Below are 26,993 nucleotides of genomic sequence, written 5' to 3'. Positions count from 1 at the left end.
TCAAAATTTATTGTTCCATTGGAATTTCCATCACTAAAAACTTCGCAGCTGTATTCGCCTTGATTTCAATTTCATTAGTTGCCCAAATTCCAATGGCGTCTCTTCTTTCTATTTTTTCGCCATTTACTTCAATTTCACCTTCAATATTCATGATATAAAATCCGTTTCCTTCTTTTTTCAAACTTAATTTTTTTGAAAAGTCCTTGTCAAAATCACTTAAATAAAACCAAGCATCTTGATGAATCCAAACCCCTTCATCATCTGCATTTGGTGATAAGATTTGCGCAAAGTCATTTTTTTGTAACGATTGGTCTAAAGTTATTTGTTGGTAACGAGGTTCCACATTTCTGTATTTTGGAAACAACCAAATTTGAAATAATTTTGTATGTTGGTCATGATTTGGATTGAATTCGCTGTGTTGAATTCCAGTTCCAGCACTCATAACTTGTACATCGCCAGTTTTGATGGTTGCGGCATTTCCCATGCTGTCTTTGTGGGCTAAATCGCCTTCCAATGGAATGGTTATAATTTCCATGTTGTCATGCGGATGTGTTCCAAAACCCATTCCGGCAGCAACAGTATCGTCGTTTAAAACGCGCAACATCCCAAACTGAATTCTTTCAGGATTGTACCAGTTAGCAAAACTAAAACTATGGTAAGCGTTTAACCAACCATGATCTGCATGTCCTCTTGAATCTGCTTTGTGTAAAACTGTATTTTTCATAATGTATAAATTTAGTAATTATTATGATACAAATTTACACCGATGAATAGGGAAGGGCACTTAACCTAGATTAAGAAATTATTTTTTCAATAATCTAGCTTTCATTTTACTAAAAAACTCAGGTGTAACGCCAATGTAAGAAGCGATATGTTTTTGAGGAACTTTCTGAATCAAAGTAGGATATTTAGAACAAAATTTTTCAAAGCGTTCTTCGGCTGTTAAACTTAAATTATCCATTAAGCGTTCTTGATGAGACACTAAGGAGTTTTCGGCTAAAATTCTGAAAAAGCGTTCTAATTTTGGAATTTCTTGATAAAGTTGTTGTTGATTTTCTTTAGTAATAATGACTACTTCAGCATCTTCTAAAACTTCTAAAAATAGATTGCCAGGTTTTCCAGAAATGTAGCTGTACATGTCGCCAATCCACCAACCTTCGCAAGCAAAATGTAAAACGTGTTCGATAATGTTATCATTAATATTGAAACTTCTCAAAATTCCTGAATTCACAAAGTAAGTGCAAGTAGCTACTTCGCCAGCACTTAATAAAATGGTTTTGGATTTGAATGGTTTGGTTTCGGTTTTAGACAAAAATAGTTCTTGCTCTTGTGGAGTTAAAGCAACATGTTTGGCGATATTTTCTAGAATCGATTGCATTACTTCAAAAATACAATTAAATTTTGGTATTCAAGAAAAGAAAAACCGATGCGGTTAACATCGGTTTCTATATTAATGAAAGTGATCTTCTTCAATTTCGAATTCGGCATCTTTTTCCCAAATTTCCATTTCACAAGGTTTGCAATTGAATTTTAGTTTGTATTCCAATTCGCCTTGTTTCAAAACTAAAGGTTCTTTTACTTTTTTATCCATGTTTTCACGATGGTATTTTGGGCAACGTTCTAATTCGTATTTAATACAATATTTAGTAGTCATTACACGCGATTTTCCAGGATCCCATTGTAATTCGAATGCTTTTTCAATTTCGGTTACTCCGTGACGTTCGTAAAATTTACGAGCGGTTTTGTTGGCAACATTGTACATGAAATCCAGTTTGGTTTCTGGATAAGGATGTGATGTTTTAACAATTTGATGTTCATGACGAACATAATTTTTCAAACGAATTTCCGATAATTGTTCGTAAACCGTTCTTCGCATTTCATTGATTTTTGAAATAGGTAAAAACCAATTTCCAGAAAATTCAATCGTAATTTCATCAGCAGTATAAGGTGTAAAACCAGTTTTTGCTAAGTTAGTTTTGAAATTTTCTGCTAAAGATTCGTTGTTTTTTGTTTGTTCTTTTGGGTGAACCAAATTTACAACGCTTACATTTCCATCTTCATCTGTAGCGATTAATTCAAAACCAGTTTCGTTTTCTTTTAACACTAAAGTTGTGCTAATTTTTCGAACCGCACTGTCTTCTCGTTCTACTAACTTAATGAAAGCGGCATCGTTATTTCTATAAATGAAAGTACCTTCTTTGATTTCTTTTAATACGTTTGGATATATGATTCCGTTTTCGGCACGGTTTACGTAGATTCCTTCGGCTTCGTTGTTTTCGTTGATGAAACACAATCCGTCACCATTATTTAATAATTCGCCATTTTCAATTTCGTATGAATTTCCAACGGTTTTAATTAATTTTCCAATGTATTGCCCTTTTGATTTTGGACTTTCCCAAGAACCAATTGATTGATGTCTTTCGTTTACAAAATAATCGGTATAACCACGATTAAAGGTTCTATCTAATGAAGAGTCAAATAAATACGTACATTTTCCAGAAGAAGCTTTAGTGTATTTGTCACTATTTTCGTTTAAGAAAGCATCTAATTTCTGACGCAAATAAGAAACGTTATTTTTTACATAAACGATGTCTTTCAAACGACCTTCAATTTTAAAAGAAACAATTCCGGCTTCTACTAAATTTGGAATTTGATTAGAAACATCAAAATCTTTAATCGAAAGTAAGTGACTATTTTTTATTAAAGTGTCGCCGTTTCCGTCAATAAGATTATAAGGTAAGCGACAATTTTGAGCACAAGAACCTCTGTTTGCCGAACGTTCGCCATTAGCAACACTCATATAACAATTTCCGCTAAACGAAACACATAAAGCACCCGTAACGAAGAATTCTAATTCTACATCAGATGCTTCGCTGATTTCTTTGATTTGGTGTAAGTTCAACTCACGTGCTAAAACCACACGTTTGATTCCAGCATCCGCTAAGAATTTAATCTTATCGGCATCACGATTATTGGTTTGCGTACTGGCATGCAATACGATAGGAGGTAATTCCATTTCCATAATCGCCATGTCTTGAATGATTAAAGCGTCTACACCAATATCATACAATTTCCAAATCAATTGACGACAAGGTTCTAATTCATTATCATATAAAATCGTATTGATAACCACAAAAACCTGAGCGTTAAATAAATGTGCATATTTAACTAATTCAGCAATATCTTCCACAGAATTGGTAGCGTTTGATCTTGCACCATATAAAGGAGCACCAATATAAACCGCATCGGCACCACTGTTTATAGCAGCAATTCCTTGTGTTAGATTTTTTGCAGGCGCTAAAATTTCAATCTTCTTCTTCATTTGTAAAGCTTTAATTATTCGGGATTTGCCGAAAAAAAGTGTGCAAAGTTCTTATAAAAAATCCAAGATTTCTAATTCTAAATTGATTTTTTTGGTAAGTGATTGAATTTAGCTAGGTAGAAAACAAGAAAAAGGTTCTCAAAAAAACGATTTTTGTCAAGCTGAACTTGTTTCAGCTTCTCAATTAGATTCCGAAACGAGTTCGGAATGACAAAGTGTATTTTGAGAACCTTTTATTATGATTTAAGAAACAGCTTCTTTAATTCTTCTCATCGCTTCTGTTAATAAAGCTTCGCTGGTTGCGTATGAGAAACGAATACAATTTGGATTTCCAAAAGCATCACCAGTTACAGTTGCAACATTTGCTTCTGCTAATAAGAACATTGAGAAATCAGTTGCATTTTTGATTTCGGTACCTTTTACAGTTTTACCAAAATAGTAAGACACATCAGGAAAAACATAAAACGCTCCTTCTGGAACATTCAATTTGAATCTCGGAATTTGGTTTACTAATCCAACAACTAAATCTCTACGGTTTTTGAATGCAGAAACCATTTCGTTTAATACGCTTGGATCAGCTTCAACAGCAGTAATTGTAGCTCTTTGTGCAATAGAATTCGCTCCCGAAGTAACTTGTCCTTGAATTTTTGTACATGCTTTTGCGATGAATTCTGGAGCTCCGATGTAACCAATTCTCCAACCCGTCATAGCAAATGCTTTCGCAACTCCATTAACAGTAATCGTTCTTTCTAACATTCCTGGAATAGAACCGATGCTACAAAATGTTCCTGAAAAGTTAATGTGTTCGTAGATTTCATCAGAAACTACATATACGTGTGGATGTTTTTCTAAAACTTTAGCCAAAGCTGTTAACTCTTCACGGTTGTAAACAGAACCACTTGGATTACAAGGTGAACTGAACCACATCATTTTTGTTTTTGGTGTGATGGCTGCTTCTAATTGTTCTGGTGTGATTTTGAAATCGCTTTCTACAGAAGTAGGAACTTCAACAGGAACTCCGCCAGAAAGCTTGATAATTTCGAAATATGAAACCCAATATGGAGCAGGAAGAATTACTTCGTCACCATCGTTTAACATTACTTGTGCAATGTTGTATAATGATTGTTTTGCTCCAGTTGAAACTACAATTTGTGATGGTTTGTAGTCTAAATTATTATCTCTTTTGAATTTTTTGCAAATCGCTTCTTTCAATTCTAAGTAACCTTCTACTGGAGTATAAGTACTGTAGTTTTCGTCGATAGCTTTTTTTGCAGCTTCTTTAATGAAGTCAGGTGTGTTGAAATCTGGTTCACCTAAACTAAGGCTAATAATGTCTTTTCCTTGTGCTTTTAATTCTCTTGCCAAAGCCGCCATTGCTAAAGTTTGTGAAACGGCTAAGTTGTTGATTCTGTCCGATAACGGGTTCATTGTGTGTTAGTTATTATAGTTAATACAAAAGACGCGATTCCTCGCGTCTCTTACTTTATTTATGCTAATTGTGGTTTTCTTCCTAAATCTCTCAAATGTTTGAAGTGAGATGCGATTGCCGCTCGAGTCGTTTTGAACTCGTGATACGGTAAGTTACATTCCGCTGCTGTTTGTTTTACAATTTCAGCAATTTTGTCGTAGTGTATATGACTAATGTTAGGGAAAATATGGTGTTCAATTTGGTGATTTAATCCACCAGTATAATAATTTACAATCCAGTTTTTTGGTGCGAAGTTTGCCGTTGTGAACAATTGGTGAATCGCCCAAGTGTTTTCGATTTCTCCGCTTTCATCTGGAATAGGATTAATAGTGTCTTCTACTACGTGAGCTAATTGGAATACTACACTTAAAATTAATCCAGCAGTATAATGCATTACTACGAAACCTAAGATAACTTTCCACCAAGTAACTCCTAAAACCATTGGTAAAACTAACCAAATTGAAAAGTAGATTATTTTTGTAATCACTAATGTTGTCCAAAGAATGGTTGGTTTTTTGAATTCACCATACGATAAATTTCTTTTTAAGTAACGTTTCATTTGAAGGAAATCAGTAGTGATTGCCCAGTTGAACGTTAATAATCCGTATAAGAAAACAGAATAATAATGTTGAAATCTATGGTGACTGTACCATTTAGCCGTTTTTGAAAAACGTAAAATTCTTCCCGCTTCTAAATCTTCATCGTGACCAATGATGTTGGTATACGTGTGGTGTAAAACATTGTGTTGTACTTGCCAGTTGTAAACATTTCCGGCTAAGATATAGATACTTCCACCCATTAATTTGTTTACCCAAGATTTGTTTGAATAAGCACCGTGATTACCATCGTGCATTACATTCATTCCAACGCCAGCCATTCCAATTCCAATTACTACGTTTAGCAATAAATAAGTCCAAAACGGCATATCCATTGCAAGTAAAAAGAAGTATGGTGTTAGGAAAAGACCAAACATCACAATGGTTTTCAAGTGAAGTTTCCAGTTTCCTGTTTTGTCAATTTTATTTTCTTTAAAATAATCGTTTACTCTTTTATTTAATGTTCTGAAAAATTTCAGATTATCTTCTTTTGAGAAAATCGGGGTTGTTGTACTCATAAATATTCTATTCAAATTTCGTCAAAGATAATTATTATAATTTTTTCATTTATGATATTCGTCATTTTTTATTCACCAAAAAGCGTATTTTTGTGCAAAATTTAACTAATGGAAGAGATTTTAAAGCAATTTCCTGATTTATCTGATAATCAAATACTTCAGTTTCAAAAATTGCAATCGTTATATGAGGATTGGAATGCGAAAATTAATGTGATTTCAAGGAAAGATATCGACGAATTATACACGCGTCACGTTTTGCATTCGTTAGGAATTGCAAAAATTATTGAATTTCGTCCCGGATCTAAAATTATGGATGTAGGTACAGGTGGTGGTTTTCCTGGAATTCCATTGGCGATTTTGCATCCAGAAGTTGATTTTTACTTGATTGATGTAATCGCGAAAAAAATCAAAGTAGTAAATGAAGTTGCTGCTGGTTTAGGATTAAAAAACGTAAAAGCCGAACAAAAACGTGCCGAATTAGTCAAACAAGAATTCGATTTCATCGTAAGTCGCGCGGTAACCAATATGCCTGATTTTGTAAGTTGGGTAGATGATAAAGTTTCGAAAAAACAAAATCACGAATTAGCCAACGGAATCTTATATTTAAAAGGAGGCGATTTAACCGAAGAATTAAAAGCTTTCCCTAAAGCAACAGAATATAATTTATCGGATTTCTTTACTGATGAATTTTTTGAAACTAAGAAAGTAGTGCATTTGCCTTTGAAGTATAAGAAGTAGTGATTAGTGAAAAGTAATTAGTGATTAGCTAAAAATAAAGAAACCCGATTTTCAATTGAAAATCGGGTTTCTTTATTTTGTACTTCGTACTTCTAAACTCGTACTTTGATTTATCCTAAAAACGGATATTTATAATCTTCTGGTGTTACGAACGTTTCTTTGATAGTTCTAACAGAAGCCCAACGCAATAAGTTTTGAGATGAACCTGCTTTATCGTTAGTTCCTGAACCTCTTGCGCCTCCAAATGGTTGCATTCCTACAACAGCACCTGTTGGTTTGTCGTTGATGTAGAAGTTTCCAGCTGCATTTTGTAAAGCAACCGTTGCTTCTTCCACCGCATAACGACATTGGCTAAATACAGCACCTGTTAAAGCGTATTCTGAAGTTTCGTCAACTAATTTTAATGTTTCAGACCATTTGGCATCTTCGTAAATATAAATTGTAACTACTGGTCCAAATAATTCCGTACACATCGTATTGTATTTTGGATTTGTAGTTAAGATAACCGTTGGTTCAATGAAATAACCTTTCGATTTATCATAATTTCCACCCATGATTATTTCCGCATCACTATCGTTTTTAGCTTGGTCTATGTAACGCGCTAATTTGTCAAATGAAGCTTCTGAAATTACAGCTGTAATGAAATTACTCATATCTTCTGGCGAACCCATTTTCATCGATTTCAAATCCGCTTCTAATTTCGCTTGAACGGCTGGCCATAAACTTTGTGGTACATACACACGAGATGCGGCACTACATTTTTGTCCTTGGAATTCAAAAGCACCACGAGCAATTCCTACTGCAACTTGTGCTGGATTTGCTGATGGATGTGCAATAATGAAATCTTTTCCACCTGTTTCTCCAACGATTCTTGGATACGTTTTATAAGTAGCAATGTTGTTTCCGATAGTTTTCCAAATGTCATTGAAAACGCCAGTCGAACCTGTAAAGTGAACTCCAGCTAAATGTGGACTTGATAAAACTACGTCAGAAACCATTCCAGAATCACCCATTACCATATTGATAACACCATCTGGTAAACCTGCTTCTTTGAAAACTTGCATGATTACATTAGCAGAATATACTTGTGTTGCAGCTGGTTTCCAAACCACAACATTCCCCATTAACGCAGCACTTGAAGGTAAATTTCCAGCAATAGCAGTAAAGTTAAAAGGAGTAATTGCATATACAAATCCTTCTAATGGTCTGTATTCAACACGGTTCCACATGTCTGATGTTGATGCTGGTTGGTCTGCATATATTTTAGTCATGAATTCTACGTTGTAACGTAAGAAATCAATCAACTCACAAGCCGAATCAATTTCTGCTTGGTGAATTGTTTTTGATTGAGCAATCATAGTAGCCGCATTGATTTTAGCGCGGTATGGACCTGCTAATAATTCTGCTGCTTTTAAGAAAATTCCAGCTCTGTTTTCCCAAGCCATTGCTGCCCATTTTTTACGAGCTTCTAAAGCAGAAGTAATTGCTTTTTCAACTAAAGCTCTGTCTGCTTGATGATAAACACCTACGATATGTTGGTGATCATGTGGTGCCGACATTTTTTTGGTATCGCCAGTTTTAATTTCTTCGCTACCAATATATAAAGGAACTTCTACTTGAGAATTCCACATTTTTGTATAAGTTGCTGCAACAGCTGCTCTTTCAGGAGAACCTGGTGCGTACGATTTTACGGGTTCGTTAACCGCTTTTGGTACATTAAAAAATCCTTTTAACATGGTTTTGAATTTTAGCTTCGCTCAGTTTGGACAAAGTCCTTGAGTGAAAATTAGACAATTTTGTGTGTTGATTTACGGGTTTTTCGTAAACGAATACAAAAATACAAAGTATATTTTGAATAATCGATAACAAAAGTTACTTAGCTGAAATGAAAGTTAATTAATAGCAAAAGGAGCACTTAGCTTGAAAGTAGGGATAATTACTCTAAAGCTTCTAGTTGAGGTAAAGTTTACCATATTGAAATATCCTTTCATAGCGCCAATAGGAGAAGAAAGTAAGCATCCAGAAGAATAAGTATAGCTTTCACCTGGCTTGATAACGGGTTTTTTTCCAATTACACCTTCGCCATCTACAACTTCAACATTGTTTAATGCGTCGTAAATTTCCCAATGACGTGTAGTTAATTGAACTGAATCTTTACTTTGATTTTCGATAGTAACATGATACGCAAAGGCAAAGTGAATCTTATAGTTTTTGAAGTAAGTACCTTCAAAACTAGTTAAAACTGAAATCTTTATGCCTTTTGTAATTTGACTTACCATATATTAAAATAGAATTATTCCTATGAGCATCATTACTAAAGCGCAAATACTTAAGAATAAAAAGAATAGCGGATTCAAAATTAAGAATTTTAAAACAGTTATCCAACGGCTTTGTTGATAAAAATTTCTTAAAGATTTGTAGAAATATATCGGAAATATAAATGCAAATGAAATTCCAGAAATAAAGTAAGTTAGTTCTTCGCTTATTAATTCAATAAAATTGAAAATCATCATACATAAAAATATGAAGGTAAAAAACGTATATGCAAAGACTAAATGTTCTGTGTAATTAATTTTTCTTGAATAAAAAACCAACCAAAACATAAGTGTTAGTATAGGTAAAGAAAGAAAAATAAAGAAAGGAAGTTTTTGATAAAAGTAATCGAAAATTTCACTTTCAATATCATTTGATTTAAAAAGTTTAGATTTATTAAATAAAGTTTTAGTAGAAAAAGTGACTTCGTGTCCTAATTCTTTTAAAGCTTCTTCGGTTGTTTTCTAGGGATATTTTCTATTGAAATTTCGAAATGAAAGAGCGGTGTAAATTAGTGGTTTAAATCCCGAAGAAATATTTTCATCTATAAATTGTTTGGTATAAATAGAGTCTCTGCTATATAGTACTTCTTTTTTCTTTAAAATATTAAGTATTGGTTTTGAATTTGGGTTTTTACTGATTACACTATTTGATAAACTATCTATTTTTTCTAGGTCTTTTTTCTGATTTTGAGTTAATTCATTATCAGAAACTAAAGGATCAATATTGTTTGGTTTCTTATCTCCTTCTGTTAAATTAAAAGTAATAAATAAAATTATTGAAACACTTAAAAACAAACGAAACGGATTGGCATAGGTATGTCTTTTTCCTTCGTTAAATTCGCGAGCTAAAGCGCCTGGTTTTGTAAAAATCGAAATTATAGAATTGCGTAATCTAGAATCGTAAGCGTAAAAATTAGCAAAAAACTCTTCAATAAAATCTTTTATCGTTAACTTTTTTGTAGAATTTAATTGGCCGCAATGGTGACAATATTTTTCGCTAATATCTAACGATGTTTCACAGTTGATGCACTGAGTTCCTCTGTATTTTATATCTTTTCTGCTCATTCTTAATTTCGGATAACTTCGCTGTTTGTGTTTGCAATTCCAATTACTCTATCGTATCGGTCGTTATTTCCTCTATAATATACAATTGCAGTATAATTATTTTCCGTTTGAAAGAAATTGCCATCAACAGCATTTTCGTAATCTACTTTTCCAGATTTATCGGTAATAACGTATTGGTAATTGGTAAATCCTTGCTTTAATAAAATTGCTTTTTCGTACAATCCAGAATTTTTGTCGAATTCTAATTTATATTCATCAGTTAAAGCGTAATTGTTAAACATGCCAACCACATAAATGTTTTTATCTAGTAAATTAGGCGTATTTAAAGCGAAGTAAACCCAAGAATAATCGGCTTCTATTTGTGAATTTGCAGTGTTGGCATTCTGAATAAAAAAGTTGCCATTAATATCTGGAAAATAGGTGTAAGGCTGATTTTTTCGAGGTGTATTTACATACAAATAGGTGTTGTAAATGTTGTCTCCAGAAGTTACTTTTGCTACTGTGTTATTAGTTCCTCTGATTATTTTGTTGTCAATACTATAGGTTTCGTTACCAGCCCAAAATTGAGTTTCCTTATTATATCTGTAAATTAATTCTGAACCTAGAGTGTATTGTGGTTTAATGTTAGAAATACTGGTTTTCCAATTTCCATTTTGAAAAAGAGTAACTTTTACATTCTGAATCGGATTTTGTAGAATTCGATCACCATAATTTATTGTCATTTCGATGTTTTGCTTTCCATCTAAACTGTCAAAATCTCTCGCTCTTCTTACCAAAAGTCCAACAGCAACTTGTTCTTCATAAATGATAACTCTACGAGAAAATACAATTTCGTTTTCATCATTTAAAACAGTAATCATATAATTTCCGCTTTTCGTAATTTGATTAAATCTATTAGGAAAAACTTGTTTATAATGAGAATACAATTGTAGCGTATTGAAGGAGTTTTCGTAAGTAATGATACGTTGATTGTCTATTCCATTCAAATATTCTACTTTTCCTAAATCGGATGGTGCAGACCAGTCGTAATTGTATTGCGTAATGGTGTAGTAATAATCAGCTTCGTCTCCGTATAAATCATCAAAACTCAATTCAAAAGTTTCACCAAGTTTAAAAAACGGAATAACATTGTTACCATTTACACGAAATGAAATGGTTTTGATATTAAATGAAGGTTCTTGTTCAATTCCTGATTGTGAGAAAATAAATTGAAAAAAGAAAAAAGAAATTATAAGTGCAATTTTGTTCATTTTATTCCTATAAAGACGTAAAAATAGTAAAACTTTAGGTACAAACGCAATTCCTTTTAATTTATTAGTAATTTATAATTTAGAATAATTATAAATAAACCAAATCTCCGCCTTTATTTTTGGTAAGGTGCTATGTATTTGATTAAATTTGCACGTTTTATAGTAAATTTTTTAACAATCATATCTTCAAAAATATGTCAAAAGACATTCGAATTAAAAAAGGTTTAGACCTTAAGTTGAAGGGTGAAGCGGCTCATAAGATAGCTGATACCACTCGCTCGAAAGTCTATGCTGTTAAACCTTCTGACTTCCACGGAGTAACTCCGAAAATGGTGGTAAAAGAAGGAGATAACGTTAAAGCGGGAGAAGTAATTTTCTATTCTAAATCAGATGAGAAAGTTAAGTTTGTTGCTCCTGTAAGCGGAAAAATTCAAGAAATCAAACGTGGTGAAAAAAGAGTCATTTTAGAGATTCTTATTGCTGCTGATTCTCAAGATGTTTTCGTTGAGCATAGCAAGAAAAATCCTAACGATTTATCAACAGAAGAAGTAAAAGCACATTTGTTAGCTTCGGGTTGTTGGCCATTTATCAATCAACGTCCATATGATGTGATTGCTAATTCAGCTGATTCGCCTAAAGCTATTTTCATTTCAGCTTATGCAACTGCACCGTTAGCGGCAGATGTTGAGTTTGTTTTAGAAAACAAGTTGCAAGCGTTTCAAGTTGGTATCGATGCTTTAGCAAAATTGACAACTGGGAAAGTTCATTTGTCTGTAAAAGGTAAAGGAAAATCAATTTTCAAAGACGTTAAAGGAGTTTCTTTACACCAAGTGTACGGACCACATCCTGCTGGAAATGTTGGTGTTCAAATTGGAAAAATTTCGCCTATTAATGCAGGTGAGAGAGTTTGGACAGTTACACCTCAAGATGTTGCAACAATTGGTGAATTATTTTTAACTGGAAAATTCAATGCTACAAGAACTGTGGCTTTGGTAGGATCTGAAGTTAAAGATGCTCAATACTATAATGTAATTTCTGGTGCGGCTATTGCTGACTTAGTTGCTGGTAAAATTGAAGGAGATAACGTGAGAGTTATTTCTGGAGATGTTTTAACTGGTGCTAAAGTAAAAATGGATGGAAATTTAGGTTTCTTAAGCAATACTGTAACTGTTATTCCTGAAGGAAATGTTTACAGAATGTTTGGATGGATGCCATTCGCTTCGCCAAGTGTTCACAGTGCATCAAGAACAGGTTTATCATGGTTAATGCCAGGAAAAAAATATGCACCTAACACCAATTTGAACGGTGAAGAAAGAGCTTTAGTTGTAACAGGAGAAATGGAAGCAGTAATGCCTCTAGATATTTTTCCAATGCAATTATTAAAAGCTTGTTTGGCAAGTGATATCGATAAAATGGAAAGCTTAGGAATTTACGAAGTAGCTCCAGAAGATTTTGCTTTAATTGATTATACTAACACATCTAAATTAGAAGCGCAACAAATCATTCGTGAAGCTCTTGATTTAATGATTAAAGAAGTAGGATAATAGCTATGAAGTTTTTAAGAGATAAAATAGACCAAATTAAAAAGCCTTTTGAGAAAGGGCAAAAATTTGAAAAATATGCACCAGCAATTAATGCATTAGATACCTTTTTATTTGTACCTAATCATACTACAAAGCATGGAGCTCATATTAGAGATGCTGTAGATTTAAAGAGAACCATGATTACTGTGGTTTTAGCTTTAGTTCCAGCATTATTATTCGGAATTTATAATGCAGGTTACCAACACTTTATTCAATTGAACGATGGTGTTTTACCTTCATTTATGGATATCTTTTTACACGGATTGTGGAAAGTATTACCAATGATTATTGTATCGTATGCAGTAGGATTAGGTATTGAATTTGCTTTCGCGATTTTTAGAGGTCACGAAGTTAACGAAGGATATTTAGTATCTGGTTTGTTAATTCCAATGGTTATGCCAGTTGACTTACCTTTATGGATGTTAGCTATTTCAGTAGCTTTTGCAGTTATAATTGGTAAAGAAGCTTTTGGAGGAACTGGAATGAACATTTTCAACCCAGCTTTATTAGCGCGTGCTTTCGCATTCTTTGCTTATCCTACATTTATGTCGGGAGATAAAATTTGGGTTAGTGAGGCAAGTACTACTGATGCAATTTCAGGAGAAACTATCTTGGGAGCTTTAGCAAATGGAAAAGAATTACCAGCTCAATGGGATTTTTGGAATTCTTTTATTGGATTAATTCCAGGATCGATAGGTGAAACTTCGGTTTTAGCTATTTTAATTGGTGCATTTATTTTGATTGCAACAGGAGTTGGTAGTTGGAAAATTATGGTTTCTGGAGTAGTGGGAGCAGCATTAACAGCAATGATGTTCAATGCCGTTGGTTTAACAGCTTTAATGAACTTTGATTGGACAAATCATTTAGTAGTTGGAGGTTTTGCTTTTGGTATTGTATTCATGGCAACAGATCCAGTTTCTGCAGCCCAAACCGATAAAGGAAAAATCATCTACGGTTTATTAATAGGATTCTTTAGTATTATGATTAGAGTTTTCAATCCAGCTTACCCTGAAGGAGTAATGTTAGCTATCTTATTAATGAACACTTTAGCGCCAACAATTGATTATTTCGTAGTAAATGGAAACATTTCTAAGAGAAAGAAAAGATTGGCTAAGTCTAAACAATTAAAATCTGCATAGTCATGAATAGAGAAAGTAACGGATATACGTTTTTGTTTGCGACTGTAATGGTAGTGTTAGTAGCTTCTGCTTTGGCATTTGCTGCAACTGCACTTAAGCCAGACCAAGACGCAAACATTAAGAAAGAGAAAATGCAGTACATTCTAAAATCGTTTGGAGTAGCTGTAGATAGAGATGCTTCGGAAGTAGCATATAAAAAACACATTATTAGTGAGGTGGTTTTTGATGAGAACGGAAACGAAATCAGTAAAGACGCTTTTACAGTTGATATCGCTAAAGAAAAAGGGAAATTCCCAATTTTCAACGCTGAAAAAGATGGTAAAAAATTCTATGTTATTCCAGTAAGAGGAATGGGATTATGGGATGCTATCTGGGGTTACGTTTCGGTTGACGAAAACTTAAAAGTTGACGGTATTGTATTTGACCACAAAGCAGAAACTCCTGGTTTAGGTGGTGAAATCACACAAGATTATTTCCAAAAAAGTTTTATTGGTGAGAATGTATTTGATGCTAACGGAAACTTACAAGGTTTAAAAGTAGTTAAAGGATATACAGGAAAAGATGATAAAGCAGATGGTGAAGTAGATGCAATTTCTGGAGCAACTTTAACAGGAAATGGTGTAACCGAAATGTTAGTTAGAGGTTTAAAACCATATGAAAAATATTTAAAATCTAATAAAAAATAATCGTCATGGCAGATAACAACAAAGAAGGATTATTTTCAAAAAGTAATATTAAATTAATTACGAATCCATTTAATGACGATAACCCAGTAACGGTTCAGGTATTAGGTATTTGTTCAGCTTTAGCGGTAACAGTTCAAATGAAAAATGCCTTTGTAATGGCACTTTCAGTAACTGCTGTTGTAGCTTTTGGTAACGTAATTATATCATTATTAAGAAATTTAATTCCAAGTAGAATCCGTATCATTGTTCAGTTGGTTGTAGCAGCTGCTTTAGTAATCTTGGTTGACCAAGTTTTAAAAGCATATGCTTATGATATCAGTAAGCAATTATCAGTATTCGTAGGATTAATTATTACCAACTGTATCTTAATGGGACGTTTTGAAGCATTTGCTTTAGGAAACAAACCTTGGCCTTCATTTTTAGATGGTTTAGGAAACGGTTTAGGATACGGAATCATTTTAATGGTTGTGGCATTTTTCAGAGAATTATTAGGTTCAGGAAAATTATTCGGAATTGAAATTCTTGGAAACTCTGTTGAAAAAACAGGATTATATGGTACTGGATATGTTAATAACGGATTCATGTTATTAGCTCCAATGGCCTTAGTTATGGTAGGTATCGTAATTTGGGTACAAAGAGGAATTAACAAGAAATTAATCGAGAAAAAATAATAGCTATGTTTGAATATATCAATATATTTTTAAAATCAGTTTTCATTGATAACATGATTTTTGCATACTTCTTAGGAATGTGTTCATTTTTGGCCGTTTCTAAAAAAGTATCAACAGCTATAGGTCTTGGAATTGCTGTAACCTTTGTACAAGTAATTACGGTTCCATTAAACTATTTAATTTATCACTATGTTTTAGGTGCTGGTGCATTAGCTTGGTTAGATCCATCATTTGCTGAATTAGATTTAAGCTTTTTAACTTTCATTTTATTTATCGCTTCTGTAGCAACAATGGTACAGTTAGTAGAAATGATTGTTGAAAAATTTTCACCTTCATTATATAACTCATTAGGTATTTTCTTACCACTTATTGCAGTAAACTGTGCTATCTTAGGAGGTTCATTATTCATGCAACAAAGAGTTGATGGTGGAACTTACTCTTCATTAGGACACGTTGTAACTTTCGGATTTGCATCTGGATTTGGTTGGACAATTGCTATTGTGGCAATGGCAGCTATCCGTGAAAAAATGGAATATTCTAACGTATTAGCGCCGCTAAGAGGTTTGGGTATTACTTTTATCTTAACAGGTTTAATGGCTATTGGTTTTATGAGTTTTGGTGGAATTGATCTTAACGCATTAAACAAAAAACCAGAAGCAAAAGTAGTAACTCCAGCTCCAGCTGTTGTTGAAACTCCTGTAGTTGATTCAGTTCAAGTAGCTGTAGATTCTGTAAAAGTAGATTCAACTCAAGTAGTTAAATAATAGTATAACATTAAAAATTGAACTCATGTTTAGTATAACAGAATTAATTACATATTCAATTTTAGCTTTCTTAGTGCTTATTTTACTAATGGTGTTTATGCTATTATACGCTAAATCAAAGTTGGTAAACTCAGGTGCAGTAAAGATTAAAATTAACGGTGAAAACGAAATCGAAGTAGGTGGAGGAAGTACGCTTTTAACTACTTTAGGAAATAGTAAAATCTTCTTACCATCAGCTTGTGGTGGTGGAGGTTCTTGTTTACAATGTAAATGTAAAGTATTAGAAGGTGGTGGTGAACCATTACCAACAGAAATACCTAACTTTTCACGTAAAGAATTAGCAGACGGATGGAGATTAGGATGTCAAGTTAAAGTAAAACAAGACATGGTAATTGAAGTGCCAGAAGAAATTTTTGGTATTAAAAAATTCGAAGCAAAAGTATATTCTAACTACAACGTAGCTTCTTTCATTAAAGAATTTATCGTTGAGTTACCAGAAGATATGCACTACGAAGCGGGTGGATATATCCAAATTGAAATCCCTAAATGTGAAGTAAAATTCTCAGATATGGATATTATGGCGCACCCAGAAGAACATCCTGGTGATCCTGAAAAATTCAAAGCTGAATGGGATAAGTTTAAATTATGGCCATTAGTTATGAAAAATGACGAATTGGTTGAAAGAGCTTACTCTATGGCTTCTTACCCTGCAGAAGGAAGAAAAATTATGTTGAACGTTCGTATTGCAACGCCTCCTTTTGATAGAGCTACAAACGATTGGATGAAAGTAAACCCAGGTATTGCTTCTTCATACGTTTTCTCAAGAAAAGCAGGTGACCCAGTAGTAGTTTCTGGGCCTTACGGAGAATTCTTCATCAACGAATCAGAAGCTGAAATGTTGTATGTAGGTGGTGGAGCTGGTATGGCACCAATGCGTTCTCACTTGTACCACTTGTTCCGTACAGTTAAAACAGGAAGAAAAGTTACGTATTGGTACGGAGGTCGTTCTAAACGTGAATTGTTCTACACAGACCATTTCAGAGCGTTAGAGAAAGACTTTCCAAACTTTAAATTCTATTTGGCTTTATCTGAACCACAACCAGAAGATAACTGGAAAGTGAAAGAAGGAATCGACGGAGAAGGTGACGGATTCGTAGGATTCATTCACAATGTGGTAATTGATAATTATTTATCAAAACACGATAATCCAGAAGATATTGAATTGTATTTCTGTGGTCCACCAATGATGAACAAAGCAGTTCAAAAAATGGGTGAAGACTTCGGGTTAGATCCAGAAAACATTAGATTTGACGACTTTGGAGGTTAATCCAAATTTTAAATACCAAAACCGATTCAGAAATGAGTCGGTTTTTTTATGCTTTCAAATAGAATAACTACCTTTGTATCATGGAACCATTATCACTTCAAGACTTACATCATTTGGCCATGAATCACGTGGGAAAAGAACTCGAAAAACAAGGGTTTGAGTTCATTGCTATTAACAGCCAATTGAAAAAACATCCGCAATTTGTTTGTGTTGATAAACCTACGAATACTTTACATTTTGTGATGGTGCAAGCCGTTACGTATCCTGATAATCCTGCCGAATACGATGTGTTGTTTATGGAAACCTTCATCAATCACGCTAAAGGGAAAAAAGCTAAAGTGCTTTATGCTGGAGTTGGTTTTGCCAATGCAGATGATTTCGAAAAGCCGGTTTTTAAAAATCAAGATTATATTTTAAATTATGAAGGAATTAAAGAGATTTTATAGCGTTCTAGTTGTTGCAGTTTTATTTATTTCATGTGATAAAACCTCAGATTTTTATACCATTCAAGGCGAAGCGCAAGGAAGTACGTATTCCATCAAATATATTTCAAACGAAGAAAAAGTAACTAAAAATCAAATCGACTCGTTGTTAACTGCTTTCGATTTGTCGCTTTCAACGTATCGTCCAGATTCTAAAATTTCTAAAATCAATTCAGGAGATTCAACAGTTGTAGTAGATGATTTTTTTACAGAAACATTCCAACTTTCGAATCAAATTTATAAAGAAACGAAAGGTTTGTTTGACCCAACAATCGGTGTTTTAGTAAATGCTTACGGTTTTGGTCCAAACAAAAAACAAGAGGATTTATCTCAGAAACAAATAGATAGTTTGTTGCAATTTGTAGGTTTTGATAAGATTGCTTTAAATTCAAATAAAACCATTTCAAAAAAGCATCAAGAAACTTTTATCGATTTTAATGCAATTGCACAAGGTTATTCCGTTGATGTGGTCGTAAATTATTTAAAATCGAAAGGAATTGAAAATGCAATTGTAGAAATTGGCGGTGAATTATTCGCTTTAGGAAAAAACACGATTGAAAATAAAAATTGGGTAGTAGGAATCGATGATCCTTTACAAAAACCGGAAGAACGTACTTTAATTGCCAAAGTAAATTTAGAAAACTTAGGAATGGCAACTTCAGGTAATTATCGTAAAGTAATGATTGACGAAGTTACAGGGAATAAATTCGTACATATCATTAATCCAAAAACAGGATTGGCACAAAAAAACAATGTATTAAGCGCTACTGTTTTATCTAAATCTTCTGCTATTTCTGATGGTTATGCAACTGCTTTCATGTTAATGAGTTTAGATGAAAGTAAAGCATTTTTACAAAAACATCCAGAGTTGTATGTAATGCTTTTGTATGCTGATGCTAACAATAAGATGCAACAATTTACAACGGATAATTTCAAGAAATTAATTAATGATAAATAGTAAAAAAGGCTTTCAATTTGAAAGCCTTTTTTACTATTTATAACAAACCGGAATAATTTCTCCTTTTGCTAAACAATATTTTTCTACTAATTCGGGAGCAATTGTTTTGGTGTAATCTACTTCTTCTACTTTAAAACCAATGCTTCTTAGTTTATCAAAGTAATCTCTTCCGTAAACTCTCACATGGTCATATTGCCCGAAGATTTTAGCTCTTTCTTTTGGGTCAGTTATCGAATCATCTGCAAAAGTGGTGGCTCTTGATAAATCTTGTGGAATTTGAAAGATTCCCATTCCGCCTGGTCTTAAAACACGATATAATTCTTGCATAGCTTTCGTGTCATCTGGAATATGCTCCAAAACGTGATTACACAAAATCATATCATATGAGTTATCTTCAAAAGGTAAATTACAAATATCTGCTTTTACATCTGCCAAAGGCGAAAATAAATCGGTAGTTGTGTAATCTAAATTTGATTGTTTTTTAAAACGCTTGTAAAATTCTTGTTCAGGCGCAAAGTGTAATACTTTTTTTGGAGCAGTAAAAAAATCCGTTTCGTTTTTTAAATACAACCATAATAAACGATGTCTTTCCAATGAAAGCGTACTTGGTGATAATACATTGTTTCGTTGTGTTCCATAGCCATAAGGTAAAAACATGCGAAAGCTTTTGCCATCAATAGGATCCGTAAAACGACTTCCCTTTAATAAAAAAGCCAAAATAGGACGCACTACAATACTCAATCGAATCAATATCGGACGAGGAATAGTGTTTAATATAAGTTTAAAAAGTTTTTTCATTTCATTAAAGTTATGGCGTATAAGATTCCAATTAAAAGAGAAACTGCAATTATTATTCCCATGTATAATCCAAAGAAAAGTAATAGATATTTTATTCCTGAGGCAATACTTTGTTTTAAATTTTGATTATATAATTCTTTAAAAGCGTAAAGTGTAAAAAATATGAATAAAAACAAAAATAGTATAGAATAAGTACCAAAACTCATTCCTAACATATTTACTAAAATAACTTGTAATACTAATGATATAAACCCTAAGTTTGTTTGTAAGTAACTATTAAATACCAAATGTTCGAAGAAATTATGACCTCTTTTATTGAATATAATGTAACTAGTCAGCGCATATATAGGGATTAACATTAATACAAAAAAGTTGTAATAACTCATTAATGATTCCATATAGCTTTTCATAAAGCCATTCATGTCAAATTTAGGCGCATTACTTGAGGGATTTGTCGAATTATAGCCTTTTGTAAAACCTTCTGAATAATCCATGATTATTTCCATTGGGAAAAATTTATAAAAAAAAACAGCTATCGTAGCATATAAAATTATATAAGAAAAAGGATGAAAATATTTTTTTCTGGCACCAGAAATATAGGCTTCTAATACATCTTTGGGATTTTTAAACAAACCAAAGAAAGTTCTCCAAAAATTATTATCCCAACTAAAAAAAGGACCAATAAATTCTTCCCAAGTCCCTTTTAATGAAAGTCTGTCATCAACTATTTTAGCACCACAATTTGAACAATATTGTGCGGTGTTTTCATAAGGATTATTGCAAGTTTTACAATTCATATATTAAAAGAGTTTGTTATAATATTAATGGTTTTTGTCTCAACCCATCTTCTTCGTTACTCACAATTCCTAAAGCATCATAGATGTAAGCAAAAGTGGATAACAATTCAGGTTTTCCGTTTACAATGGCAACATCGTGTTCAAAATGTGCACTTGGCTTTCCGTCGGCAGTAGTAATAGTCCAGCCGTCTTTATGTTGTTTGATGTTTTTAGTTCCCTGATTAATCATTGGTTCAATTGCGATAACCATTCCGTTGACTAATTTTTTTCCGCGACCGCGTTTCCCATAATTAGGAACTTCAGGGTCTTCGTGCATTTTTCTACCTAAACCATGTCCGCATAATTCACGAACCACACCATAACCATGACTTTCACAGTATTGCTGAATTGCATGTCCGATATCTTCTACACGATTACCTACTTTAGTTTCGCGAATTCCAACGTATAAAGATTCTTTGGTAACTTGAAGTAGTTTTTTAGTTTCTGGAGCAACTTCACCTACTTCAAAAGTGTACGCATGATCGCCATAAAAACCATTTTTAAAAGCACCACAGTCTACCGAAATGATATCGCCATCTTGCAATGGAACATTGTTAGGAATACCATGAACCACTTGTGTATTTGGACTCATACATAGCGAGTTTGGGAATCCGTACATTCCTAAAAATGCAGGCTCAGCTCCGTGCGAACGAAGAAAATCTTCCGCTAATTTATCTAAATATAAAGTAGTAACGCCAGGTTTAATTTCCTTAGCAATCATTCCTAATGTTTTTGAAACAATCAAAGCACTTTCGCGCATCAATTCAATTTCTTCTAAGGTTTTAATTACGATCATAATGCAAAATTTCGAGGCAAAAATACAAATTCAAGTTCAATTTCAATTTCAAGAATAACTTTAATTTTAAATCTCAATCTATTATGTGATAATTCGGACATCTAACTTCTAAATTTAAAATGAGAATTATCATATTTTATGCTTAAATTCCAACATAAATTTGCAGTTTAAATTTCATTAGGTATGGGAAAATATGTAACCGCAGCGGAAGCTGTACAAGTAGTAAAAAGTGGCGACAGAGTTTATGTTCAAGCCGCGGCAGCTACACCAACAATCTTAACAAAAGCATTAACCGATAGGGCTTCTGAGCTTAGAAATGTAGAAGTTTGCCATTTACACACCGAAGGCGATGCGCCTTATGCTAATCCTGAATTAGCAGAGAGTTTTCACGTGAATTCTTTTTTTATTGGAGCTAATGTTCGTCATACGTTAAAAGCGGGAAATGGTTCGTATACACCGGTTTTTTTGAGTGAATTACCATTGTTGTTTCGTAAAAATGTAGTAAAATTAGATGTGGCATTTATACATGTTTCGCCTCCAGACAGTCATGGCTATTGTTCGTTAGGTGTTTCGGTTGAAGCTTCGGTAGCAGCTATTGAAAATGCAAAAATTGTTATTGCTCAGGTGAATCCACAAATGCCAAGAACTTTTGGAGATGGAATTCTGCATGTTTCGGAAATTGATTATTTAGTAGAAGTTAATATTCCAATTTATGCTCACGAAGTAACCCCATTTACCTCTGAAGAAGAAAAAATAGGAACTTATGTAGCTTCATTAATTGAAAATAAAAGTACACTTCAAATGGGAATTGGTTCTATTCCAAATGCCGCTTTGAGTAAATTAACCAATCATAAAGATTTAGGATTACATACCGAGATGTTTTCTGATGGTGTTATCGATTTAATTGAAAGTGATGTTATCAATTGTAATTATAAAGGAACGCTTAGAGGTAGAGCATTGGCAACATTTTTAATGGGTTCGAAACGTTTGTACGATTTTGTAGATGACAATCCGTTTATAGAAATGAAGGAATCTTCTATGGTAAATGATACTGCTCGTATTAGAAAAAACCCAAGAATGGTTGCTATTAATTCGGCTATAGAAGTAGATTTAACAGGTCAAGTTTGTGCCGATTCTATCGGAAGTACTATGTATTCTGGAGTTGGAGGACAAATGGATTTTATTCGGGGAGCATCATTAAGCGAAGGTGGAAAAGCAATAATTGCTCTGCCTTCGATTACTAAAAGAGGTGAAAGTAGAATTGTGCCTTATTTAAAACAAGGAGCTGGTGTTGTAACTACTAGAGCACATGCCCATTACATTATCACCGAAAATGGTATTGCTGATTTATATGGAAAAACTTTAAAACAAAGAGTTAAAGAGTTAGTAAGAATTGCACATCCTAATCATCAAGAAGCAGTAGAACGTGCTTACTATGAAATGACAGGTTGTAAATAAACAAGAACTAAACTATAGAAAGGGACAATCGAATGGTTGTCCTTTTTTGTTGAAAAATTTCTATAAAATTAAAAAATTATCAAAAAACTAACTTTTTGATTTTGAATTTTTTAGCTAATAAGGCTTGTTTTTGAAAATAAACCAAACTTTAACCTTTTGGCAACATTAAATAGTCTACCTTTGTAAGGAATTAAATTTTTCATAGATGAACATTTTTGTAGGAAGTCTTCCTTTCAGTGTAGAGGAAGCAGATTTAAGAGGTTATTTTGAAGAGTATGGAGCTGTTGAATCAGTTAAAATTATCTCTGACAAATTTACCGGAAGAAGTAAAGGATTTGGATTTGTTGAAATGGCTAATGATGCTGAGGCTCAAAAAGCAATCGACGAATTAAACGGTGGAACTATCGAAGGTAGAAAAATCGTTGTTAACAAATCTGAACCAAAACCAGAAGGCGAAAGAAGAAGCTTCGATCGTAACGCTGGTGGAAGTAGAGGCGGTTACTCTAACAATAGAGATAACAACTCAAGAGGTCGTTACTAATATATTTTTTGGATATAAAACGAAAAAAAGCCTTCGCATTGCGAAGGCTTTTTTATTGCTCTATTTTTTCATTTATCGGATTAAACTAAAATGTCCTTTAAATTCTTTAGTAATATTATTTTTTGTGTATTCAATTGTAAACCAATAATCTGTTGATGGTAATAGTTCATTGTTGAATGTTCCATTCCATCCATTGCCATTCGGGTCAATTTGTTTGATTAACTTTCCATAGCGATCAAAAATTCTTATGATTGCCAAATCTAAAGCGCTACTTCCTTTAATATTCCATGTATCATTGTAGCCGTCTCCGTTTGGAGTAAAATAATTAGGATAATCTACGATAGTAAATGTTGAACTAACATCGCCACAACCAAATTTATTGATAACGGTTAAAGTATAGTCGCCGCCAGGAATGTTAGTGAACACATTGCTTGACTGAAAATATGTTCCATCAATCGAATATAAATAATCATTAGATGTTGGAGTTACGATTGCTGTTACTGTATTATCCGTTCCAAAAGCGATTAATTCATTTGGATTAATTGTAACGGAATTAGGTACTATCGAATTTTGTGTGCTAAGATTAAATGTAGACGAACAATTGGCTGCATTAGAAATGTTAGTAACCACTACCGAATATTGTCCAACAGTTGAAGTGGTAAATGAAGTACCTGTTTGTCCAATAATTTCATTTCCAGCTACTGCATCATGACCATTGTACCATTGAAAAGTGTAATCTGTGCTGTTTAATTGCGTTTTTATTTCAACAGGATATGTAATATTATTTAGTTGGTCAATACAAATAGTGTACGGTTCGTTTAAAAGATAATTTACCGGATAAGGTCTAACATATAAGTCCAATTCCAATATTTTAAAACAAGCAACTCCAGTTTCGCTATCAATATTAGTTCTGCTATTTAATCGAACATATATTTTTTGAAAATTGATAGTTGTATTTAAGAAATTACTTGGTGTAGTTATACGATTTGTATTCGCGTTTGCTAAAGCATCTGGTAATTCTGTATAATATCTAAAATTTATTGTATTAATTGGTGTCGAACCAGCCATCTCAATTTCTCTAGAAGTCAAATCAAAATAGTCAAAACCAGAATCGTTGCATAATTCCATTTGAGTTGGATTAGAATTGCTTCCTGGCAAAGCCATTACAACAAGATTTAAAGTAGTAAATGCTTCACAAGAATTATTAGTAGCATCAACAACTTTACAAATTATAGTTGCTGTGGAACTTGTGTAATTATCAGGTGTTGTAATCGGATTATTTGCTAGTACGTCAGCATTATTAGCATAAAACGTAACTAGATAGTTTAAATTCCCATTAGTGATTTGATTAATTCTACTATTTAAATCAAAAGTAGCAGCAACATCACCACAAAGACGAATAGGTGAAGGTTGTGCAATAATTGGATTTGGGAAAACCGTAATAGTAAAGTTTACAATTGAAGTACATCCAGTTAGTGTATCAAATAAACGAGCAAAAATTGTGCGATTTCCTAATGTCAATGGAAGAGGAATATTTTTATTTATAAAAAAAACATTGTCTCTAGCATTATCAAACGTATTGAAATAAGAAACAGTAACAGAAGGATTTTGTCCTGCTAAAGCTTCACCATCCTTAGCGTTCAATAAAAACGAATCTAAAAGACAAACGGATTCATTATTTACAATATTTTGTAATGGCGCTTGTGTAACAATCACTTCAAAAGTACCAATTCCTTCACAACTTTGCGTTGTATTTGAAATTACTCTAGTGAAAACAGTTGTAGTTCCAACTGGAATTTGGCTTAAATTAGTAAGTCCGTTTAAACCTGTTGAGGCATCAGATGTATTTAAGTGAAAAGAAATACTTACATCAGAACTAGCAAAATAAGTGTTTTTAATTAAGATACGTTGAGCATCAAAATTTACAAACCCATAGTTTTGATTGATTTCTGGGCAAACTGCTGGAATATTTGGATAGTTAGCAACACTTGTTGGATTAATTTGAAGCACAAAACTACCAACACCCGCCGAAGTACAATTTGGAGTCACATTTTCATTTATCGCTTTTACATAAATGGTTTGTAAAAATGGAGATGTAGTATTAACATGATTCGTAGGATTAGTTATTAACTGTGTTAGTCCAGCGTCAGCATAGAAATTAAGGGTTAATCCAGGAGTGTTATTCGTAAAATAATTATAAAGTTGTAATAAGTTAGTTTCAGCAATTCCATCAAGAGTATTGTTGATGTAGTCACATTGTTCTAAAGTAGTTAAAACCGAATTAATTACAGGTAAAGCATTAATAGTAATTGAAACTGAATTTGAGGTATTTGTACAAGTTCCTTGTTCGGTGGTTTCTAAATAATATTGTACCGTAGTATTAAGTGTTTGATTAAATTTAGTTACGGTATAAGTCGAATTATTTGCTCCAGTTATGGCAATTCCATCTCTAAACCATTGATAAGTTAATCCAGAATTTATACTTGCATTTGCATTTGATGAAGTAATAATATAGGTGTCTTCTTCGCAAATTGTAGTATCTGTTGCAATTTGAATGTTAGGATTAGCAATGATTCGTATTACATTTGAATCTGTTTCCGAGCAAGGTGTATTGATAACTTTTACAAAGTAGTCGCCTGGTAGAGTTGGAGTAAACGTGTTTGTCGTAGCTCCATTTATAAGGATGTTATTACGATACCATTGATAACTTAAAACATCAATAGTAGCATTTAAATCCACATTATTAATAATATTTGATGATAATATTGGGTTTGTATTCAAGCAAACGGTATTAGAATTTGAGATACTAACATCAGGTTTTACATGAAATTTTAAATTAACTTCGGATTCACTCACTCTTAAACCAGTTAAGCTTCCTGTTGGATTTACGGTAATATCATAAGCTGTTGTAACTACTTTATAAATGCCACTTTCTGAAACAATTAAACTGTTGGTTGAAGTTGTTGAATTAGAAACTGCATTGATTTGAATATTATCTTTAAACCAAGTGTAATTAAACCTTAAGTTGGTAGGAACGCCCGGAAAATCAGAAATATCTATTGTAGCTACTATTTCTTTAGTATCAGGTTTGCAATAGTCTAAATTGGTTAAAAGAGAACCATCAGTGTTGTTTAAGGTTACTGAAGATAAGAAATCACAATTAGTACTTCCAGATCCTCCAGTTTGTGAAACAGTAATGTTTCCAGCTTGACCTGAATAATTGTCAATTACAATTACATACAAATCACCGGCATTGCTATTTGGAATATTTACAGTTTCAACATTGTCTGGTAAATAACTACAATCTACTTCGTTAGCAGTGTTTAATTGATTACAAATGTTGTTTAAGTTTTGAAAAGGTCCCCATAATACAAAATCAACATCGGTACCATTACCCGCTAAATTTTGTTGACTAATTTGTAGTGTAACATCTCCTGGGGTGTCAATTTCAATAAAAAACCAGGTAGGACCAACATATTGTGTTGGAATACAGGTTGAAGTAAAACTTTCTCCATTTCCACCAGTAGAGCTGCTAAAAGGAATACTTGTTGCACAAGATTGATATGCTGCAGGATTAGCCGCCAATTCAGCACAAGATGATGCGCCTCCTTGACTATACGTTTTTAAACTAAAAAACAGAAAGAAAATTAATAAAATAGAAACAGTTTTTTTCATGATACTT

24 protein-coding genes are annotated in these 26,993 nt (G+C 33.0%); 11 read left to right on the top strand and 13 right to left on the bottom strand.

The genetic code is table 11. The features are described 5' to 3' along the window. Positions 1-7: 7 nt before the first annotated feature. The 5 genes from AAEO58_RS00755 to AAEO58_RS00735 all read right to left on the bottom strand — a co-directional run bounded on the left by AAEO58_RS00755 (position 8) and on the right by AAEO58_RS00735 (position 5,904). Entirely contained in the window at positions 8-724 is a 717-nt protein-coding gene (locus tag AAEO58_RS00755) for a pirin family protein (RefSeq protein WP_341681122.1), read from the bottom strand. 78 nt (positions 725-802) lie between these two features. Beyond that, entirely contained in the window at positions 803-1,378 is a 576-nt protein-coding gene (locus AAEO58_RS00750) for a Crp/Fnr family transcriptional regulator (protein ID WP_341681120.1), read from the bottom strand. 72 nt (positions 1,379-1,450) lie between these two features. Continuing rightward, a complete protein-coding gene (locus AAEO58_RS00745; RefSeq protein WP_341681119.1) occupies positions 1,451-3,322 on the bottom strand; it encodes a peptidase U32 family protein in 1,872 nt (623 codons plus the stop codon). Positions 3,323-3,565: 243 nt separating this feature from the next. Then, positions 3,566-4,750: a pyridoxal phosphate-dependent aminotransferase gene (locus tag AAEO58_RS00740; RefSeq protein WP_341681117.1), complete on the bottom strand. Its 1,185-nt coding sequence runs from the start codon at positions 4,748-4,750 to the stop codon at positions 3,566-3,568. A gap of 59 nt (positions 4,751-4,809) precedes the next feature. After that, positions 4,810-5,904: a fatty acid desaturase family protein gene (locus tag AAEO58_RS00735; protein ID WP_133608286.1), complete on the bottom strand. Its 1,095-nt coding sequence runs from the start codon at positions 5,902-5,904 to the stop codon at positions 4,810-4,812. 108 nt (positions 5,905-6,012) lie between these two features. On the opposite strand from AAEO58_RS00735, the gene rsmG reads away from it, so the two are divergent. Further along, the gene (gene rsmG / locus AAEO58_RS00730; RefSeq protein ID WP_341681115.1) at positions 6,013-6,642 is read left to right on the top strand and encodes a 16S rRNA (guanine(527)-N(7))-methyltransferase RsmG; all 630 of its coding nucleotides are present in this window, start codon (positions 6,013-6,015) and stop codon (positions 6,640-6,642) included. 110 nt (positions 6,643-6,752) lie between these two features. Here the strand turns inward: rsmG and pruA are convergent, their stop codons facing one another. The 4 genes from pruA to AAEO58_RS00710 form a co-directional block, all read right to left on the bottom strand. After that, a complete protein-coding gene (gene pruA, locus AAEO58_RS00725; RefSeq protein ID WP_341681113.1) occupies positions 6,753-8,378 on the bottom strand; it encodes an L-glutamate gamma-semialdehyde dehydrogenase in 1,626 nt (541 codons plus the stop codon). 156 nt (positions 8,379-8,534) lie between these two features. Next, positions 8,535-8,921, bottom strand: a complete 387-nt coding sequence (gene apaG / locus AAEO58_RS00720; protein ID WP_291135808.1) for a Co2+/Mg2+ efflux protein ApaG — start codon at positions 8,919-8,921, stop codon at positions 8,535-8,537. 498 nt (positions 8,922-9,419) lie between these two features. Then, a complete protein-coding gene (locus AAEO58_RS00715; RefSeq protein WP_341681112.1) occupies positions 9,420-10,022 on the bottom strand; it encodes a DUF3667 domain-containing protein in 603 nt (200 codons plus the stop codon). A 2-nt stretch (positions 10,023-10,024) separates the two neighbouring features. Further along, a complete protein-coding gene (locus tag AAEO58_RS00710) occupies positions 10,025-11,272 on the bottom strand; it encodes a type IX secretion system plug protein (protein WP_341681111.1) in 1,248 nt (415 codons plus the stop codon). A 194-nt stretch (positions 11,273-11,466) separates the two neighbouring features. Here AAEO58_RS00710 and AAEO58_RS00705 point away from each other — a divergent pair, with 194 nt between their 5' ends. The 8 genes from AAEO58_RS00705 (at position 11,467) to AAEO58_RS00670 (ending at position 18,882) form a co-directional block, all read left to right on the top strand. Further along, complete coding sequence (locus AAEO58_RS00705; protein ID WP_341681109.1) at positions 11,467-12,816, top strand: Na(+)-translocating NADH-quinone reductase subunit A; 1,350 nt, start codon at positions 11,467-11,469, stop codon at positions 12,814-12,816. A 5-nt stretch (positions 12,817-12,821) separates the two neighbouring features. After that, positions 12,822-13,994, top strand: coding sequence for an NADH:ubiquinone reductase (Na(+)-transporting) subunit B (locus AAEO58_RS00700; protein ID WP_341681107.1), 1,173 nt, complete (start codon positions 12,822-12,824; stop codon positions 13,992-13,994). A 2-nt stretch (positions 13,995-13,996) separates the two neighbouring features. Continuing rightward, the gene (gene nqrC, locus AAEO58_RS00695) at positions 13,997-14,680 is read left to right on the top strand and encodes an NADH:ubiquinone reductase (Na(+)-transporting) subunit C (RefSeq protein ID WP_341681105.1); all 684 of its coding nucleotides are present in this window, start codon (positions 13,997-13,999) and stop codon (positions 14,678-14,680) included. Between the two features lie 5 nt (positions 14,681-14,685). Next, positions 14,686-15,351, top strand: coding sequence for an NADH:ubiquinone reductase (Na(+)-transporting) subunit D (locus AAEO58_RS00690; protein ID WP_324070223.1), 666 nt, complete (start codon positions 14,686-14,688; stop codon positions 15,349-15,351). Between the two features lie 5 nt (positions 15,352-15,356). Beyond that, positions 15,357-16,115, top strand: coding sequence for an NADH:ubiquinone reductase (Na(+)-transporting) subunit E (gene nqrE / locus AAEO58_RS00685; RefSeq protein WP_291135796.1), 759 nt, complete (start codon positions 15,357-15,359; stop codon positions 16,113-16,115). A 25-nt stretch (positions 16,116-16,140) separates the two neighbouring features. Then, on the top strand, positions 16,141-17,442 hold the full coding sequence (nqrF, locus tag AAEO58_RS00680; protein WP_264368130.1) for an NADH:ubiquinone reductase (Na(+)-transporting) subunit F: 1,302 nt from the start codon (positions 16,141-16,143) through the stop codon (positions 17,440-17,442). An 80-nt stretch (positions 17,443-17,522) separates the two neighbouring features. After that, entirely contained in the window at positions 17,523-17,888 is a 366-nt protein-coding gene (locus tag AAEO58_RS00675) for a Na(+)-translocating NADH-quinone reductase subunit F (protein ID WP_341681099.1), read from the top strand. Further along, the gene (locus AAEO58_RS00670) at positions 17,863-18,882 is read left to right on the top strand and encodes an FAD:protein FMN transferase (RefSeq protein WP_341681097.1); all 1,020 of its coding nucleotides are present in this window, start codon (positions 17,863-17,865) and stop codon (positions 18,880-18,882) included. The genes AAEO58_RS00675 and AAEO58_RS00670 overlap by 26 nt, the downstream gene beginning before the upstream one ends. A gap of 33 nt (positions 18,883-18,915) precedes the next feature. Here the strand turns inward: AAEO58_RS00670 and AAEO58_RS00665 are convergent, their stop codons facing one another. The 3 genes from AAEO58_RS00665 to map are packed head-to-tail and all read right to left on the bottom strand — an operon-like array spanning position 18,916 to position 21,312. Continuing rightward, positions 18,916-19,680 (bottom strand): class I SAM-dependent methyltransferase, encoded by a 765-nt coding sequence (locus AAEO58_RS00665; protein ID WP_341681095.1) that lies wholly within the window; start codon positions 19,678-19,680, stop codon positions 18,916-18,918. Then, positions 19,677-20,477, bottom strand: a complete 801-nt coding sequence (locus tag AAEO58_RS00660) for a DUF3667 domain-containing protein (RefSeq protein WP_341681093.1) — start codon at positions 20,475-20,477, stop codon at positions 19,677-19,679. Before AAEO58_RS00660 ends, AAEO58_RS00665 begins: the two co-directional genes overlap by 4 nt. A gap of 16 nt (positions 20,478-20,493) precedes the next feature. Next, a complete protein-coding gene (gene map / locus AAEO58_RS00655) occupies positions 20,494-21,312 on the bottom strand; it encodes a type I methionyl aminopeptidase (RefSeq protein ID WP_341681091.1) in 819 nt (272 codons plus the stop codon). A 183-nt stretch (positions 21,313-21,495) separates the two neighbouring features. Here map and AAEO58_RS00650 point away from each other — a divergent pair, with 183 nt between their 5' ends. Together AAEO58_RS00650 and AAEO58_RS00645 are read left to right on the top strand one after the other, a co-directional pair. Beyond that, positions 21,496-22,770 carry an acetyl-CoA hydrolase/transferase family protein gene (locus AAEO58_RS00650; RefSeq protein WP_341681089.1) on the top strand — a complete coding sequence of 425 codons (1,275 nt, stop codon included), beginning with the start codon at positions 21,496-21,498 and terminating at the stop codon, positions 22,768-22,770. A 205-nt stretch (positions 22,771-22,975) separates the two neighbouring features. Continuing rightward, complete coding sequence (locus AAEO58_RS00645; RefSeq protein WP_026724257.1) at positions 22,976-23,311, top strand: RNA recognition motif domain-containing protein; 336 nt, start codon at positions 22,976-22,978, stop codon at positions 23,309-23,311. Positions 23,312-23,383: 72 nt separating this feature from the next. Here AAEO58_RS00645 and AAEO58_RS00640 read toward each other — a convergent pair whose 3' ends face one another. Continuing rightward, the gene (locus tag AAEO58_RS00640) at positions 23,384-26,986 is read right to left on the bottom strand and encodes a T9SS type B sorting domain-containing protein (RefSeq protein ID WP_341681087.1); all 3,603 of its coding nucleotides are present in this window, start codon (positions 26,984-26,986) and stop codon (positions 23,384-23,386) included. Between the last annotated feature and the right edge of the window lie 7 nt (positions 26,987-26,993).

It is taken from the genome of Flavobacterium helocola (assembly GCF_038289885.1).
Taxonomy (GTDB): domain Bacteria; phylum Bacteroidota; class Bacteroidia; order Flavobacteriales; family Flavobacteriaceae; genus Flavobacterium; species Flavobacterium cheniae.
The sequence above is the reverse complement of the archived record's forward strand: the minus strand, read 5'-3'. Positions and strand labels throughout refer to the sequence as shown.

Coding starts and splice junctions, on each gene's coding strand:
- AAEO58_RS00755 (WP_341681122.1), bottom strand. CDS start 724: ATGAAAAATACAGTTTTACACAAAGCAGATTCAAGAGGACATGCAGAT.
- AAEO58_RS00750 (WP_341681120.1), bottom strand. CDS start 1,378: ATGCAATCGATTCTAGAAAATATCGCCAAACATGTTGCTTTAACTCCA.
- AAEO58_RS00745 (WP_341681119.1), bottom strand. CDS start 3,322: ATGAAGAAGAAGATTGAAATTTTAGCGCCTGCAAAAAATCTAACACAA.
- AAEO58_RS00740 (WP_341681117.1), bottom strand. CDS start 4,750: ATGAACCCGTTATCGGACAGAATCAACAACTTAGCCGTTTCACAAACT.
- AAEO58_RS00735 (WP_133608286.1), bottom strand. CDS start 5,904: ATGAGTACAACAACCCCGATTTTCTCAAAAGAAGATAATCTGAAATTT.
- rsmG (WP_341681115.1), top strand. CDS start 6,013: ATGGAAGAGATTTTAAAGCAATTTCCTGATTTATCTGATAATCAAATA.
- pruA (WP_341681113.1), bottom strand. CDS start 8,378: ATGTTAAAAGGATTTTTTAATGTACCAAAAGCGGTTAACGAACCCGTA.
- apaG (WP_291135808.1), bottom strand. CDS start 8,921: ATGGTAAGTCAAATTACAAAAGGCATAAAGATTTCAGTTTTAACTAGT.
- AAEO58_RS00715 (WP_341681112.1), bottom strand. CDS start 10,022: ATGAGCAGAAAAGATATAAAATACAGAGGAACTCAGTGCATCAACTGT.
- AAEO58_RS00710 (WP_341681111.1), bottom strand. CDS start 11,272: ATGAACAAAATTGCACTTATAATTTCTTTTTTCTTTTTTCAATTTATT.
- AAEO58_RS00705 (WP_341681109.1), top strand. CDS start 11,467: ATGTCAAAAGACATTCGAATTAAAAAAGGTTTAGACCTTAAGTTGAAG.
- AAEO58_RS00700 (WP_341681107.1), top strand. CDS start 12,822: ATGAAGTTTTTAAGAGATAAAATAGACCAAATTAAAAAGCCTTTTGAG.
- nqrC (WP_341681105.1), top strand. CDS start 13,997: ATGAATAGAGAAAGTAACGGATATACGTTTTTGTTTGCGACTGTAATG.
- AAEO58_RS00690 (WP_324070223.1), top strand. CDS start 14,686: ATGGCAGATAACAACAAAGAAGGATTATTTTCAAAAAGTAATATTAAA.
- nqrE (WP_291135796.1), top strand. CDS start 15,357: ATGTTTGAATATATCAATATATTTTTAAAATCAGTTTTCATTGATAAC.
- nqrF (WP_264368130.1), top strand. CDS start 16,141: ATGTTTAGTATAACAGAATTAATTACATATTCAATTTTAGCTTTCTTA.
- AAEO58_RS00675 (WP_341681099.1), top strand. CDS start 17,523: ATGGAACCATTATCACTTCAAGACTTACATCATTTGGCCATGAATCAC.
- AAEO58_RS00670 (WP_341681097.1), top strand. CDS start 17,863: ATGAAGGAATTAAAGAGATTTTATAGCGTTCTAGTTGTTGCAGTTTTA.
- AAEO58_RS00665 (WP_341681095.1), bottom strand. CDS start 19,680: ATGAAAAAACTTTTTAAACTTATATTAAACACTATTCCTCGTCCGATA.
- AAEO58_RS00660 (WP_341681093.1), bottom strand. CDS start 20,477: ATGAATTGTAAAACTTGCAATAATCCTTATGAAAACACCGCACAATAT.
- map (WP_341681091.1), bottom strand. CDS start 21,312: ATGATCGTAATTAAAACCTTAGAAGAAATTGAATTGATGCGCGAAAGT.
- AAEO58_RS00650 (WP_341681089.1), top strand. CDS start 21,496: ATGGGAAAATATGTAACCGCAGCGGAAGCTGTACAAGTAGTAAAAAGT.
- AAEO58_RS00645 (WP_026724257.1), top strand. CDS start 22,976: ATGAACATTTTTGTAGGAAGTCTTCCTTTCAGTGTAGAGGAAGCAGAT.
- AAEO58_RS00640 (WP_341681087.1), bottom strand. CDS start 26,986: ATGAAAAAAACTGTTTCTATTTTATTAATTTTCTTTCTGTTTTTTAGT.